Raw genomic sequence first — 14,613 nt, forward strand, 5'->3', positions numbered from 1 at the left:
GTCCMCCAGTTTCCAAGGCCCCTCCACGGTTGAGCCGTGGGCTTTCACATCATACTTAAGGAACCGCCTGCGCGCGCTTTACGCCCAATAATTCCGGACAACGCTCGCCCCCTACGTATTACCGCGGCTGCTGGCACGTAGTTAGCCGGGGCTTCCTCGTGAGGTACCGTCACCGCGCCGCCCTCTTCGAACGGCGCTCCTTCGTCCCTCACAACAGAGCTTTACGACCCGAAGGCCTTCTTCGCTCACGCGGCGTCGCTCCGTCAGGCTTTCGCCCATTGCGGAAGATTCCCTACTGCTGCCTCCCGTAGGAGTCTGGGCCGTGTCTCAGTCCCAGTGTGGCCGGTCACCCTCTCAGGCCGGCTACGCATCGTCGCCTTGGTGAGCCGTTACCTCACCAACTAGCTAATGCGCCGCGGGCCCATCCGCAAGTGACAGCTTGCGCCGCCTTTCAACCAAAGACCATGCGGTCTTCGGTGTTATCCGGTATTAGCTCCGGTTTCCCGGAGTTATCCCGGTCTTGCGGGCAGGTTGCCCACGTGTTACTCACCCGTCCGCCGCTGACCGAATCAGAGCAAGCTCCAATCCAGTCCGCTCGACTTGCATGTATTAGGCACGCCGCCAGCGTTCGTCCTGAGCCAGGATCAAACTCTCCAAAGAAAATTGATCAGCTTTTCGCATTGTCTAGCTTCGGCGCCTAGCTCTCTTCTGCCAAATCACCTTCCCCCTCGGGGTGCAAGCACCCCAGCGGGTGAAGAACATTTGGCTTCGAGATCGCCAGGATGGCGATATTTCGCCGTTGCCCGCAGGACGCGGGCTGCCTTTAGGCGAAATTACGGCGCCTCCGCTTTTCTTATGACGCTTGCGTTTTGTTTAGTTTTCAAGGAACTTGTTTATCTTGCACACTTTTATTATTATACATATCATTTACTTTGCTGTCAACATATCTTTCATGAACAGCGACATTTATTAATATAATGTATTATCATATAAAAGTCAATAACTTTTAAACAAAAAAATAAAAGGCATCTTGAATAATGATGCCTACAAAATATATCGGTCAATCACGATTAACGCTGCCGCTCCAGGGAGGCCAAGAAATCCACAAACGATTGAGGTGACGAGGTTAATCGGAATATGGATATTAAAATGCCCGCCGATGGCGTTGATGACAAACAGCGCGAGCGCCCCGACGATCAGGCGGATAGCAGCGTAGCCAATCAGGCGAAGCGCTTTGAGGCGGGCACCGACGATAAGCAAAACGGCGATAAGCGCCAGCAACACGGTAATGACGACTTTCGGCTCCAACGTTTGAACCCCCTTTTTGCACGCTTGTACTACCAACGTATGAGAAACAGGGGAAAAAAGAACAAAAAAATAAGGAAGTTAACGCACTTCCTTAAGTGTGATGCGGCGGTGCTTCGCTTCGCGGAGGAGGAAAAAATATTTGGCCTCAGCGAGCTGCAATGCGCTCAGCACCTCCGGAGACGGATCGACGCTTTTTTCGATGAGTTGTTTCTGCTCAAACCATTCAGTTCTAGCCTTTTGCAGTTCAGCCATTAACTTTTCATCAAATTGTCTCTTTAGTTTCCCCTTTCGCCGCCATAACAAACCGATCCCCACCTTCTTTCTCTCTATAGCTCACGGCGCCCTTCCAACGCCTTTGATAACGTCACTTCGTCCGCATACTCCAAGTCGCCGCCGACCGGCAAGCCATGGGCGATGCGGGTGACTTTGATTCCTGTCGGCTTCAACAGGCGGGAGATGTACATCGCCGTTGCCTCTCCCTCAATGTTCGGGTCGGTCGCTAAAATCACCTCTTGGATCGTCTCATCTTGCAATCGCGTGAGCAGCTCGGCGATTTTAATATCTTCCGGTCCGATGCCTTCCATCGGCGAGATGGCCCCGTGCAACACGTGGTACAGGCCGTTGTATTCTTTCATCCTCTCCATGGCGATGACATCTTTCGGATCCTGAACAACGCAAATCGTCGTCCGGTCGCGCCGCTCGTCTTTGCAGATGTAGCAAGGGTCTGTATCTGTAATATGCCCGCAAATCGTGCAATAATGAATATGCCGCTTGACATCAACGAGCGCTTTGGCAAACTCAAGCACGGTGTCTTCTTTCATCGCCAGCACATGAAATGCAAGGCGGGCAGCCGTTTTCGGGCCGATGCCGGGCAGTTTCATAAAGCTGTCAATCAACTTCGATAGCGGTTCTGGATAATGCATACGTTCCCCCTAGAACAACCCTGGAATGTTAAGTCCTTTCGTAAACTGCCCCATCATTTCATTAGCCAACTCATCCGCTTTTTTCAACGCATCGTTTGTCGCCGCCAAAATCAAATCTTGCAGCATTTCAATATCGTCTGGGTCGACGACTTCCTCTTTAATTTTGACTTCTAAAATTTGTTTATGACCGTTAGCGACAACGGTCACCATGCCGCCGCCCGCTGTGCCTTCCACCGTTTTTTCCGCCAGCTCTTCCTGCGCTTTTTGCATTTCTTTTTGCATTTTTTGCATTTGTTTTAACATTTTTTGCATATTGCCCATTCCGCCACGCATCATCTTGGCATCCTCCTTTAAACGGTTTATTCTTTAATTTCGATCAGCTCTTCGCCAAACAGCCGCTTCGCTTCGGCGATTAACGGATCTTCTTCGCTTTTTTCCGTCTTTGCGTCCTTATTGCGGATGAACTCTTCTCTTATTTTTCCCCATTCTCCCTCCGGAATGGCTACCATTTCAAAGCGGCGGTTTGTCAGCTCAAACAAAATCGCTTCGACGTTTTCTTTGACCGAACTTGTGGGATCGGTCGCCATTTTGCAGTGGATTTCGTATTTGAATTTTAACACAAACGCTGAGGCGCTCGCTGCAACCGGCTCGCTCTCTTGTAGCAAGGCGGCGTGCGACACTTTATGCTGCCGCTTCAACGTGTCGAGCACATCCGCCCAGCATCCTTTCACCAAAGCCAAATCTTCATGCGTCGCCTGTTTCAACAGCTCGTAAATGCGGCTGACCGGCGCTTTATATCCCCCCGTTTTCGTCGGTTTGGACGGTTTTTTCACCGGCGCGGCAGCCGACGGAGGGGCAGGCGGTTGTTCCTTCAGGCGCCGCAATTCCGCCTCCAGCGTTTCGATCCGCTTTACCAACGGTTCCAACTCGGAAGCGGACAGCGACGGCGCGGCGGCTGATGGATGGCAAAGCTTCACAAGCGCCACTTCCAACAGAAGGCGCGGGTGGTTTGTCCACTTCATCTCTTGCTGGCTTTTGTTCAGCGACTCGATGGCCTCGTATAAATCCGAAACCGGAATCGTTTCCGACAGTGAAGTGAACGCTTCGTCAACGACAGCGATTTGAATCGCTCCTTCCACATGTGGAGCAGTTTTGTACAGCAATAAGTCACGATAATACAAAATTAAGTCTTCAATCAAACGATTCGGATCTTTCCCTTGCGCCATCATTGTTTCCAACTGCTGAAGAACCGCCGCTGTATCTTTGCGGTGGATGGCGTCGATGAAGCTCGATAAGGCGGCAAATGATGCGGCCCCGGTCATCGCCAGCACGTCGTCGAGCCGAAGTTTCCCATCGCTGAACGAAATGGCTTGGTCAAGCAAGCTGAGCGCATCGCGCATCCCCCCGTCTGCAGCACGGGCGATGGCGGACAATGCCTCATCGGACGCCTCGACACCTTGGGCGCTTGCTACATACTTTAGCCGTGAAACGATCGCCGGAAGCGGGATGCGGCGAAAATCGAACCGTTGACAGCGGGAAATGATCGTCGCCGGAATTTTGTGCGGCTCGGTCGTGGCCAAAATGAAAATGACGTGTTTCGGCGGCTCCTCCAACGTTTTCAACAGCGCGTTAAACGCACCGATCGACAGCATATGCACCTCGTCGATGATGTACACTTTGTAGCGGACCGACGTCGGCGCAAACTTCACCTTCTCACGGATATCACGAATTTCATCGACGCGGTTGTTGGAAGCGGCGTCAATTTCCAGCACATCGGGAACCGTTCCGTTCGTAATACCGAGGCAAGCTGGACACTCATTGCATGGCTCCGCCGCTGGCGTCTGTTCACAGTTGACCGCCTTGGCGAAAATTTTCGCTGCGCTCGTTTTTCCTGTACCGCGCGGGCCAGAAAATAAGTAGGCGTGCGATATTTTATGTTGAAGCAGGGCGCTTTGCAACGTCTTGGTCACGTGTTCCTGGCCGACCATGTCCGCAAAGCGCTGCGGCCGAAACACGCGATATAACGCTTGGTATGCCACGGAAAACGGCCCTCCTCTTCCTCTCGTCCTATCTATTATATAACTTCCTATTGTAATTTAAAATAACAAAAAACCCACTCGTCATGAGTGGGTTTTCCCTTCCGTCCGTTATGGTAAAGCCGTGCACCTTCTGTCGATTAGCTGCCCCGAGCGTTGCTCAAGCAGTTAGCTCAGCCCAGGCGCCCCCGCGGCACATGGGAGCATCCGCTTACTGCTGCTTCCTTCCGGACCTGACAGGGTTCACGGAATCCCATTGCGCGGGACCCAGACGTCAACACCACTTGCTTGAGACAGACCTCGCAACAGACTAACCTCGAGAAGGAATTCAGCCTCGCTAGAGCGGATTGCGAGTACAGGGCACCGCTACCTCCCCGCTTAGCACGGCACTATCAGTATAGCTCGTCTGCGGAAAAAATGCAATGTCAATCGACGGAATTTTCGTTGGCACTTCCGCCAACATTTCTCTTTTGTTCGCGCAATCGTCGAAAAAATTGGCTCAACAGTGAACCACACTCGTCAGCAAGCACGCCGCTTACCACCTCAGCCTGATGGTTAAATCGGCTTTCCTGCAATAAGTTCATCAACGTCCCCGCGCACCCTCCCTTCGGGTCAAACGCGCCAAACACGACCCGTTCGATGCGGGAAAGAACAATGGCGCCTGCGCACATGGCGCACGGTTCAAGCGTTACGTACAACGTCGCCCGCTCAAGCCGCCATGAACCGGTTGCCCGGCATGCTTCATCGATCGCCAAAATTTCTGCATGAGCGATGGCGCGTTGTTTGGTTTCCCGCAAATTATGAGCGCGGGCGATGACACGGCCATCCTGAACGATGACAGCGCCGATCGGCACTTCGCCGATCTGCTCCGCTTTTTTTGCTTCTTCCATTGCCAATCGCATGTAGTACTCGTCGGTGTTCATCGTATACCCCTTCACACAAACGGTCATTTCTCCTTTCTTTTCATCATAGAATATGGAGAATAAAGACGCAACTAGGAGGTCAAGTATGCAAATCCACGTAGTGCAGAGTGGACAAACGTTAAGTGGAATTGCTGAGGCATACGGGACCACGGTGGAAGAAATTGTCCGGGCCAACAAGCTTCCAAACCCTGATAAACTCGTTGTCGGCCAGGCGCTCGTGATTCCGATCGTCGGTCGTTTTTACTGGGTGCAGCGCGGCGACACGTTATGGTCGATTGCACGCCGATTTTCGATTCCGATGCAGCGGCTTGCCGAAGTGAATCGCCTCTCCTTAAACGCTCCGCTTAAGGTCGGGCAGCGGCTTTATATACCGCCCGGCGCCAAGCGAAGAGCGGAGTTTAACGCCTATATTGAACCGCGAGGCGCGACTGTCAGCCCAGCGCTGGAGGCGAGCGCTCGCGAAGCCGCTCCGTATTTGACCTATTTGAGTCCTTTTTATTTTGCGATCCGGCGCGACGCGACATTGCAAGAGCCGCCGCTTGACGACTTTCCGGATATTGCCCGCGCCAACCACGTCACGCTCGTTATGGTTGTCGCCAACATTGAAAACGGGCAGTTCAGCGATGAGCTCGGCGCGCTTATTTTAACAAACAAAACGCTGCAAAACCGTCTGCTCGACAACATTGTCGCGACCGCTAGACGGTATGGCTTCCGCGACATCCATTTTGATTTTGAATATTTGCGCCCGGAAGACCGCGAGGCGTATAACGCGTTTTTGCGCAAAGCGAAACGGCGGTTTGAACAAGAAGGGTGGATGATGTCGACCGCCTTAGCGCCGAAAACGAGCGCGACCCAGCGCGGACGTTGGTACGAAGCACACGACTACCGCGCCCATGGACAAATTGTCGACTTTGTCGTGATCATGACGTATGAATGGGGCTACAGCGGCGGGCCGCCGATGCCGGTGTCCCCGATCGGCCCGGTCCGCCGCGTTCTCGAGTACGCCATCTCTGAAATGCCAGCCGGAAAAATTTTGATGGGGCAAAACTTGTATGGCTACGACTGGACGCTGCCATATGTACCCGGCGGCCCGTACGCCCAAGCCATCAGCCCGCAGCAAGCCATCGCCCTCGCCGCAAAGTATAACGTCGCCATCGAATACGATATGGAGGCGCAGGCGCCGCATTTTCGCTATCGCGACGAAAATGGCCGCGTTCATGAAGTATGGTTTGAAGACGCCCGCTCTATCCAAGCAAAATTTCATCTCGTGAAGAAACTTGGCTTGCGCGGGGTCAGCTATTGGAAACTTGGCCTTGATTTTCCACAAAACTGGCTGCTGATCGCTGATCAGTTTACCGTTGTAAAAAAATAAAGGCATAAAAAACCCGCCGGTCAAGGGCGGGTTTTTTATGATGGGAAACGGCTTTCGGCGGTCACAGCCGTTTCAGACGACAATCTCCTTTTATGCGCGTCAGTCTTCTTCGTCATCGGTTTGGCCGAGAACAAGACGTTTTGTTCCTCATTGCCAACGTCATTCACTATAACACGGCAGTCGGGAAAAGTCAACCAACGATTTGCCTCAAGCGCCTTTCCTCAGCAAATGACGTCCCGATTCCCCATGTACGGACGAAGCGCTTCCGGAACGATGACCGAGCCGTCTTCTTGCTGGTAGTTTTCCAAAATAGCGGCGACCGTCCGCCCAATGGCCAGCCCCGAACCGTTTAACGTATGCACGTACTCCGGTTTCGCTTTCGGATCTCGACGGAAGCGGATGTTGGCGCGGCGCGCTTGAAATGCCTCAAAGTTGCTGCACGACGAAATTTCCCGGTACGTTCCGTAACTTGGCAGCCAAACTTCAATATCGTACGTTTTCGCCGCCGAGAACCCGAGGTCTCCGGTGCACAAGGCGACAACGCGATACGGAAGCCCGAGCCGTTGCAAAATCGTCTCTGCCTGACGCGTCAGCTTTTCCAATTCATCGTACGAGTCCTCTGGTTTTACAAATTTTACTAGCTCTACTTTATTGAACTGATGCTGACGGATCAGCCCTCTCGTGTCGCGGCCGGCCGACCCGGCTTCAGCACGGAAGCAGGCGCTGTAGGCCGCATAGTAAATCGGCAAATCATCGGCGGCCAAAATTTCGTCGCGATGCAGGTTCGTCACCGGCACCTCAGCGGTCGGAATGAGAAAATAATCTTCGCTGTCCAAATGGAACGCATCCTCGGCAAATTTCGGCAACTGTCCGGTTCCGATCATGCTCGCCCGGTTCACTAAATATGGCGGCAACACTTCTTCGTAGCCAAATTCATCGAGATGGATGTCAAGCATAAAGTTGATGAGCGCCCGCTCAAGCCGCGCCCCTAACCCTTTATAAAAGACAAACCGGCTTCCCGCCACTTTAGCAGCTCGCTCAAAGTCGAGCAAACCGAGCCGATCAGCGATTTCCCAATGCGGTTTCGGCTCAAACGAAAACGAACGCGGCTCTCCCCATCTCCGCACTTCAACATTGTCCTCTTCTGAGTGACCGACCGGCACTGATTCGTGCGGCACATTTGGAATCGACAAAAGAAGATCGTCGAGCTCTCCTTCAATCTGGCGGATTTGTTCGTCCATTTGTTTAATGCGGTCGCCGACTTCACGCATTTGGGCAATCAGCGGCTCGGCGTCCTTTTTCTCGCGCTTTAGGACGGCGATTTGCTGCGACACATCGTTGCGCTTGCTTTTCAGCTCTTCGACTTCCGCGATCAAGCGGCGGCGGTCTTTGTCCAATTGTTCAAAGCGGTCGATGTTCGTCAAATCCCCGCCGCGTTGCATTAATTTTTCCTTTACTTCTTGAAACTGAGTGCGCAATACTTTCATATCCAGCACCGTTTTCTACCTCCTTCGCCTTTTATTATACAAAGAAAGCCCCCGTCCCCAAAAGGGACGGGAGCAATCCCGCGGTGCCACCCTTATTGAAGGCCAATCATGCCTTCCACTCATGCCGATAACGGCGGCGGCCGAAAACGCCTACTGGCCTGTTTGGACGGTTCAGCGTTTTGCTCGAGGATGGATTCACAGGCTCTCCCTGCCGGTTCGCACCTACCACCGGCTCTCTGATAAGAAAGGCATCCCGCTACTCGTTCCTCTCATCGCTTTCGCTTTATCGCTTTACTTGAGGCTTGACGCCATTTTCGCTTCTTTGACCATGTTTAGGAAGTATTGCATCAATCGATGGTCATCGGTCAGCTCTGGATGGAACGAACAGCCGAGAAACTGTCCTTGCCGAGCGGCGACAATGCGGTCATTGTATGTCGCCAAGACATCGACCCCGTCCCCGACCTCCACGATATGCGGAGCGCGGATGAAGACGCCGACAAAGCCATCGCCGATGCCTTTGATCAACAACTCGGCTTCAAAGCTCTCCCGCTGCCGGCCGAACGAGTTCCGCTCGACTGTAATGTCCATTAATCCTAAATGTGGCTCGTCATAGCCGACAATCCGCTTCGCCAGCAAAATGAGTCCAGCGCACGTGCCGAACATCGGCTTGCCGGCAGCGGCAAATTGCTTGAGCGGCTCCATCAGCCCATAGCGGTCGATGAGCCGCCGCATCGTTGTGCTTTCGCCGCCCGGCAGCACAAGCCCATCCACCCCTTCAAGCTGCTCCGGCTTTTTCACGACGACCGCCTCGGCGCCGCACGCCTCAATGGCGCGGACATGCTCCCGCACAGCTCCCTGCAGTCCAAGTACACCAATTTTCATCGTTGCTTTGCTCCTTTATCTAGCTTACCAGCCGCGTTCTTGCATCCGGTGCTCCGGCAACAATGTCGCGACATCGATGCCGCGCATCGCGCTGCCCAACCCTTTCGACAAGTGGGCGATCAGTTCATAATCTTCGTAATGGGTCGTCGCCTCTACGATCGCGCGCGCATATTTTTCCGGGTTTTCCGATTTGAAAATTCCCGACCCAACAAAGACGCCGTCCGCGCCCAAGTGCATCATCAAGGCCGCGTCAGCCGGTGTCGCGACACCGCCAGCGGCAAAGTTGACGACCGGGAGGCGTCCAAGCCGCTTGATCTCGCGCAGCACCTCAACCGGAGCCCCAAGCTGTTTCGCCTCAGCGACAAGCTCATCTTCGCTCATGTTGACGACTTTGCGAATTTGCGCGTTAACTTTGCGCATATGGCGCACGGCCTCAACGATGTTGCCTGTCCCCGGCTCCCCTTTCGTCCGCAACATCGATGCCCCTTCCGCAATGCGGCGCGCCGCTTCCCCTAAGTCGCGGCAACCGCACACGAACGGAACGGTAAACTGCCGTTTGTCAATATGGAATTCCTCATCAGCCGGCGTTAATACTTCGCTTTCGTCAATGTAGTCGACGCCAAGCGCCTCTAAGACGCGCGCCTCGACGTAGTGGCCGATCCGCACTTTCGCCATGACCGGGATCGAAACGGCGTTCATCACTTCTTCGATCACCGTCGGGTCAGCCATGCGCGCGACACCGCCAGCGGCGCGAATGTCCGCCGGGACGCGCTCGAGCGCCATAACCGCGACAGCCCCTGCCGCTTCAGCGATTTTCGCCTGTTCTGCGTTTACGACGTCCATGATGACGCCGCCTTTTTGCATTTCCGCCATGCCGCGTTTGACGCGGTCCGTACCTGTCAATGCCAACGTTGATTCCCCCTATTCCTAATCCTTATGCTTTGCGAGGCATGCAAAAGGACGATTCCACTGTTTTATTTTACCTCAATTTTTACAAAAATCACAATGGAAAAAAGCTCCCCATCAAGGGGAGTCGATTTTACAACCAGCCTTTCACTGTTTTGGCGACACTTGTCCATAAGTCAACAAACAGTCCGCCGACCGCGCGCATCGAAAGAACAAACCAATTGGCTTTTTCGACTTCAGCTGTTGTGACAAGCGGCACACGGATGTTTTTTTGCATGTCTGGGCTTAAGAAGGCGAGGGCGTCGTCCCCTTTATATTCGAGCGTCATATATCCAACCGTTTCCCCTTTTTTCAAAGGGGCGACTAGCTTTCCTTCTTTTGTCATTTTTTTCTTATTCAACACATATACAGGTTTGTATTGTTTTTCCTCGCCGTTTTTCACAAGCAGATCCAGATTCTTCCCTGTCGCGACACGAACCTCTTTTTCTTTCCCTTTCACGACCGGAAGCGTTTCTTTTCCTTTCAGCTGGTACCCTTTTGGATAAAGCGTCTCGAGGGAGTATTGGTTGAATCCGTAGTTAAATAGTTTTTCTGTCTCTTTAAAGCGCGCCTCTTTTGTTGTTTTCCCGCTTGCATCTTTCGCGTTCATGACGACCGAAATAAGGCGGACGCCGTTTCGTTTCGCCGTCCCGGTGAAACAGTTGCCGGCAAATTCCGTATAGCCGGTTTTCAACCCGTCTACACCTTCATATCCGTACACAAGCCCAGGCAGCATCCAATTCCAGTTGTCCATTTTGATTTCGTCTTCCGTTCCTTCTCGGAACATTTTATGAGGAATGCTTGCCGTCTTCAGCACTTCCGGATGATCCTTCAGCAACTGGTAAGCAAGCATCGCCATCGACCGTGCAGACATGACATTTTCCTCATTTGTACTTGTCCCTTCTGGATGAAATCCTTTTAAATCCTCATTGCTTAATCCAGTTGCGTTGACAAATTTATAATCTTTCAGTCCGAGTTCCTTCGCCTTGTCGTTCATCATTTTTACAAAATTTTTCTCTGATCCGGCGATGATTTCGGCAATTGCGACCGTAGCCCCGTTCGCCGAATAAATAGCCATCGCCTCGTACAGCTCACGCACCGTATACTTGCCATCTTTTCGCAACGGGACATTGGACAGCGCCCGGTCTTGCGACAGCCGGTACACGTAATCGCTTGGCGTGTACGTTTGATCCCACTTGACGCGATTCGCCTTAATGGCGTCAAGAAGCAAATACTCGGTCATCATTTTCGTCATGCTGGCAATCCCAAGCACTGTATCGATATTTTTTTCATACAAAATTCTTCCCGTTTGCGCATCCACTAAAATCGCAGCGTCCGCCCGGATGTCAAGCGGGGCGCTTTCCGCCTTCACCGTCTGTTGAAACGGACCAAACGTTAAACAAAGGCAAATCGACAGCAGCCAAAACAACCAGTTTTGTTTTCTCCTCCTCACAATGACACCCTCCTCACACAACCGTTATTGTAACATACCGTCGACCAAAAAAATAGACGGAGGACATGTCTCCGTCAAAGTTGAGCCGATCGGCACAACTCCGATCAAAAAGCAGAGTAGTTCGGCGCTTCTTTCGTAATTTGCACGTCATGCGGATGGCTTTCACGAAGCCCGGCGCTCGTCATGCGGATAAACTGCGTTTTTTCGCGCAACTCTTCCAAATTGCGTGTTCCACAATAGCCCATGCCGGCGCGCAACCCACCGACAAGCTGATAAATCGTGTCGGCAAGCGGCCCTTTGTACGGAACGCGTCCCTCGATGCCTTCCGGGACAAACTTTTTCGCATCTTCTTGGAAATAGCGGTCTTTGCTGCCGCGCTCCATGGCTGCGACCGATCCCATGCCCCGGTACACCTTAAAGCGGCGGCCTTGGTAAATTTCCGTCTCACCTGGGCTTTCGGAAACACCAGCAAGCAAGCTGCCGAGCATAACCGCATGCGCCCCAGCCGCAATCGCCTTCACAATGTCGCCGGAATATTTGATCCCCCCGTCAGCGATGATCGGGACACCGTGTTTGCGCGCCTCAGTCGCACAGTCGTAGATCGCGGTAATTTGCGGCACCCCAACCCCGGCGACAACCCGGGTCGTGCAGATGGACCCAGGACCGATTCCGACTTTAATAATGTTCGCCCCAGCCTCAATCAAGTCGCGCGTCCCTTCAGCTGTCGCGACATTGCCGGCGATGATGTTCAAGTCCGGGTATTGGCGTCGAATGTTGGCCACCGTCTCAAGGACGCCTTTCGAATGGCCGTGCGCCGTGTCGACGACAATGACGTCAACCCCCGCCTCAACAAGCTTTTTGACACGGATCATCGTGTCCGCCGTCACCCCGACGGCCGCCCCGACAATCAGCCGCCCTTTCGCATCTTTCGCCGAATTCGGGAATTCAATAACCTTTTCGATATCCTTGATCGTAATTAATCCCTTCAGCACGCCGTTTTCATCAACAAGAGGCAGTTTTTCGACCTTGTGTCGCTGCAAAATTTTCTCTGCTTCCTCCAACGTTGTCCCCACCGGAGCCGTAATCAAGTTTTCCTTCGTCATTACCTCGGAAATTTTAATCGAATAGTCTTGAATGAAACGCAAGTCACGGTTCGTAATAATGCCGACCAATTTTTGCTCCTCGGGATTGTTGACGATTGGCACCCCTGAGATCCGATATTTGCTCATTAAGTGTTCCGCATCATACACTTGATGATCCGGTGTTAGGAAAAACGGATCCGTAATGACGCCTCGTTCCGATCGTTTCACCTTGTCGACCTGCTCGGCCTGCTGTTCGATCGACATATTTTTGTGAATGATGCCAAGGCCTCCTTGACGCGCCATTGCAATCGCCATCTCCGCTTCGGTGACCGTATCCATCCCGGCGCTGAGAATTGGGATGTTCAGATGCAACGTATCGCTCAACTTCGTCGTTACATCAACATCGCGCGGCAATACGTCCGACTTTGCTGGGATGAGAAGAACATCATCAAACGTCAATCCTTCCTTGGCGAATTTCGCTTCCCACATGTTTTCTCCCCCTTGTCCGGAAATATTATTAGTAGCTTAACAACTGGTTAAACTACTGTCAAGAGAATCAAGAAAATGTCCAACTTTTCAGTTATTTCAAGACAATTCTATGTAAGGGGGGTAAAAATGTTCGGAAATCACGGTCAACTGTTTCGCCTTTCTGTTTTCCGCTCGGCCGATACTGCGCAGCAATTTTTGCGGCAATGCTATCAACAACTGCAGCGGGATGACGCCGTTCAACGCAGTTATGCGAACTGTTACCCATTTTTATATTACCTGGAACACGGGCAAAACTTTTACGCCGCTGCCCAGCAGGCGCCGCTGTCCATCAAGCCGGTTCTCTTGTTTTACGGCATGGTGCAGCTCTTAAAGGCATGCCTGCTCACTGTCGACCCCGACTACCCGGAATCGACATCGGTCTTGGCCCACGGTGTATCAGCAAGAAAACGAAAAAAACAGGGCTACGAATTTTTAGATGATGAAGTGAAAATACAAAAAAACGGTTTATTCGCACATTTTTCTGAAAAAATGTTTCATGTGAAACAAGAAGCTGGGGAAAAATTTCGCATGGGCGCGCTGTTGCAACGAATTAGCGAGCTGCATGAAACGTTTTTTCTTCTAAGCGGGCGAAAAAAACCGTTATCCTTGCCTGTTGTACATACTGCTTCGCCGCCGATGCTCGCCATCCCAAAAGTGATTTTGGATCACTATCATATGTCGTTGTCCCGCTTTGTCCAATATCTCCGTGAAGAAGGACAAGGAAAGCGGCTTTCGTTCGCCAAAGAAGAAGGGGAATTTCTGTATTTTCATATAGAATCGCCGCTGTCGCCGGCCGGAGAAGGTCCGTTTTTATTCCATCTTGACGGTACGCTCCGAATTCCAGTCAAGAAAGAGAAAACATTCTCGCTTCCAGAAATACACGCCCATTACTTGTTGCTGTATAACTTGAGCATGATTTCGCGCTATGAGACGGAATGGTGGAGCGAGCTTCTCCATTCTTACCCGAGCAAGGCATACACTTTTATTCTCGAGTTTCTCTCCGTGTCGGCGGAAAAAGTTCCGTTGCTGCTTCATGAATACTTAATGCGAAAATTTTTGGGTTGAATCAAATAGAAAATCCCCTGCTGTATATACAGCAGGGGATTTTCGCCTAGCAGCGACCTACTCTTGCAGGGGCGCTGGCCCCAACTACCATCGGCGCTGGAGGGCTTAACTTCCGTGTTCGGGATGGGAACGGGTGTTTCCCCTCCGCCATAGCCACTAGGCAAGCGTTTGGATTTTGACATCATTTATTATACTTGAAAAATAAACAATGTCAAGAAGGAAATTCATTCCTTCAAAACTAGATAACCGTCGGAAGAAGCCGCTCATAGGTCAAGCCCTCGATCGATTAGTATCCGTCAGCTCCACGTGTCGCCACGCTTCCACCTCGGACCTATCGACCTCGTCATCTTCGAGGGATCTTACCCGCTTTGCGCGGTGGGAAATCTCATCTTGAGGGGGGCTTCACGCTTAGATGCTTTCAGCGCTTATCCCGTCCGCACATAGCTACCCAGCGGTGCCCCTGGCGGGACAACTGGTACACCAGCGGTGCGTCCATCCCGGTCCTCTCGTACTAAGGACAGCTCCTCTCAAATTTCCTCCGCCCGCGACGGATAGGGACCGAACTGTCGCACGACGTTCTGAAMCCAGCGGGCGTACCRCTTTAAGGGG

At 52.4% G+C, this 14,613-nt stretch carries 13 protein-coding genes, 3 rRNA genes, 1 other RNA gene and 1 other annotated feature; of the genes, 2 read left to right on the forward strand and 15 right to left on the reverse strand.

All coding sequences use genetic code 11. The features are described from left to right. From B1A75_RS17845 to tadA, 8 genes are all read right to left on the reverse strand, one after another. Positions 1-660 (reverse strand): 16S ribosomal RNA (locus tag B1A75_RS17845); the annotation flags it as partial. Positions 661-1,044: 384 nt separating this feature from the next. Further along, complete coding sequence (locus tag B1A75_RS17850; protein ID WP_011229537.1) at positions 1,045-1,308, reverse strand: pro-sigmaK processing inhibitor BofA family protein; 264 nt, start codon at positions 1,306-1,308, stop codon at positions 1,045-1,047. A gap of 78 nt (positions 1,309-1,386) precedes the next feature. Then, positions 1,387-1,611 (reverse strand): YaaL family protein, encoded by a 225-nt coding sequence (locus B1A75_RS17855; RefSeq protein WP_074044724.1) that lies wholly within the window; start codon positions 1,609-1,611, stop codon positions 1,387-1,389. A gap of 23 nt (positions 1,612-1,634) precedes the next feature. Then, positions 1,635-2,231: a recombination mediator RecR gene (gene recR, locus B1A75_RS17860; RefSeq protein ID WP_012820426.1), complete on the reverse strand. Its 597-nt coding sequence runs from the start codon at positions 2,229-2,231 to the stop codon at positions 1,635-1,637. Positions 2,232-2,240: 9 nt separating this feature from the next. Beyond that, complete coding sequence (locus B1A75_RS17865; protein ID WP_020279743.1) at positions 2,241-2,564, reverse strand: YbaB/EbfC family nucleoid-associated protein; 324 nt, start codon at positions 2,562-2,564, stop codon at positions 2,241-2,243. Between the two features lie 26 nt (positions 2,565-2,590). Continuing rightward, a complete protein-coding gene (dnaX, locus tag B1A75_RS17870) occupies positions 2,591-4,270 on the reverse strand; it encodes a DNA polymerase III subunit gamma/tau (RefSeq protein WP_074044723.1) in 1,680 nt (559 codons plus the stop codon). A gap of 119 nt (positions 4,271-4,389) precedes the next feature. Then, positions 4,390-4,654, reverse strand: an RNA gene (gene ffs, locus B1A75_RS17875) — signal recognition particle sRNA large type. A gap of 38 nt (positions 4,655-4,692) precedes the next feature. After that, on the reverse strand, positions 4,693-5,190 hold the full coding sequence (gene tadA, locus B1A75_RS17880; protein ID WP_074044722.1) for a tRNA adenosine(34) deaminase TadA: 498 nt from the start codon (positions 5,188-5,190) through the stop codon (positions 4,693-4,695). Positions 5,191-5,275: 85 nt separating this feature from the next. Between tadA and B1A75_RS17885 the strand changes: the two genes are divergently transcribed. Beyond that, entirely contained in the window at positions 5,276-6,562 is a 1,287-nt protein-coding gene (locus B1A75_RS17885; RefSeq protein WP_074044721.1) for a glycoside hydrolase family 18 protein, read from the forward strand. A gap of 221 nt (positions 6,563-6,783) precedes the next feature. Here the strand turns inward: B1A75_RS17885 and serS are convergent, their stop codons facing one another. The 5 genes from serS to guaB form a co-directional block, all read right to left on the reverse strand. Then, positions 6,784-8,058 (reverse strand): serine--tRNA ligase, encoded by a 1,275-nt coding sequence (gene serS, locus B1A75_RS17890; protein ID WP_079936636.1) that lies wholly within the window; start codon positions 8,056-8,058, stop codon positions 6,784-6,786. Positions 8,059-8,108: 50 nt separating this feature from the next. After that, positions 8,109-8,331 (reverse strand) — a binding site (T-box leader). 9 nt (positions 8,332-8,340) lie between these two features. Next, positions 8,341-8,931 carry a pyridoxal 5'-phosphate synthase glutaminase subunit PdxT gene (gene pdxT / locus B1A75_RS17895; RefSeq protein ID WP_074044719.1) on the reverse strand — a complete coding sequence of 197 codons (591 nt, stop codon included), beginning with the start codon at positions 8,929-8,931 and terminating at the stop codon, positions 8,341-8,343. 24 nt (positions 8,932-8,955) lie between these two features. Next, entirely contained in the window at positions 8,956-9,840 is an 885-nt protein-coding gene (pdxS, locus tag B1A75_RS17900; RefSeq protein WP_074044718.1) for a pyridoxal 5'-phosphate synthase lyase subunit PdxS, read from the reverse strand. 130 nt (positions 9,841-9,970) lie between these two features. Beyond that, positions 9,971-11,329, reverse strand: a complete 1,359-nt coding sequence (locus B1A75_RS17905; RefSeq protein ID WP_079936637.1) for a serine hydrolase — start codon at positions 11,327-11,329, stop codon at positions 9,971-9,973. Between the two features lie 104 nt (positions 11,330-11,433). After that, positions 11,434-12,900, reverse strand: coding sequence for an IMP dehydrogenase (gene guaB / locus B1A75_RS17910; RefSeq protein WP_074044716.1), 1,467 nt, complete (start codon positions 12,898-12,900; stop codon positions 11,434-11,436). A gap of 126 nt (positions 12,901-13,026) precedes the next feature. Here guaB and B1A75_RS17915 point away from each other — a divergent pair, with 126 nt between their 5' ends. Beyond that, a complete protein-coding gene (locus B1A75_RS17915; protein ID WP_079936638.1) occupies positions 13,027-14,004 on the forward strand; it encodes a YaaC family protein in 978 nt (325 codons plus the stop codon). 44 nt (positions 14,005-14,048) lie between these two features. Here the strand turns inward: B1A75_RS17915 and rrf are convergent. Then, positions 14,049-14,165: ribosomal RNA gene (gene rrf, locus B1A75_RS17920) — 5S ribosomal RNA — on the reverse strand. Between the two features lie 105 nt (positions 14,166-14,270). Further along, a 23S ribosomal RNA gene (locus B1A75_RS17925) occupies positions 14,271-14,613 on the reverse strand; the annotation flags it as partial.

This window comes from Geobacillus sp. LEMMY01 (assembly GCF_002042905.1).
In the GTDB taxonomy this organism is placed as follows: domain Bacteria; phylum Bacillota; class Bacilli; order Bacillales; family Anoxybacillaceae; genus Geobacillus; species Geobacillus proteiniphilus.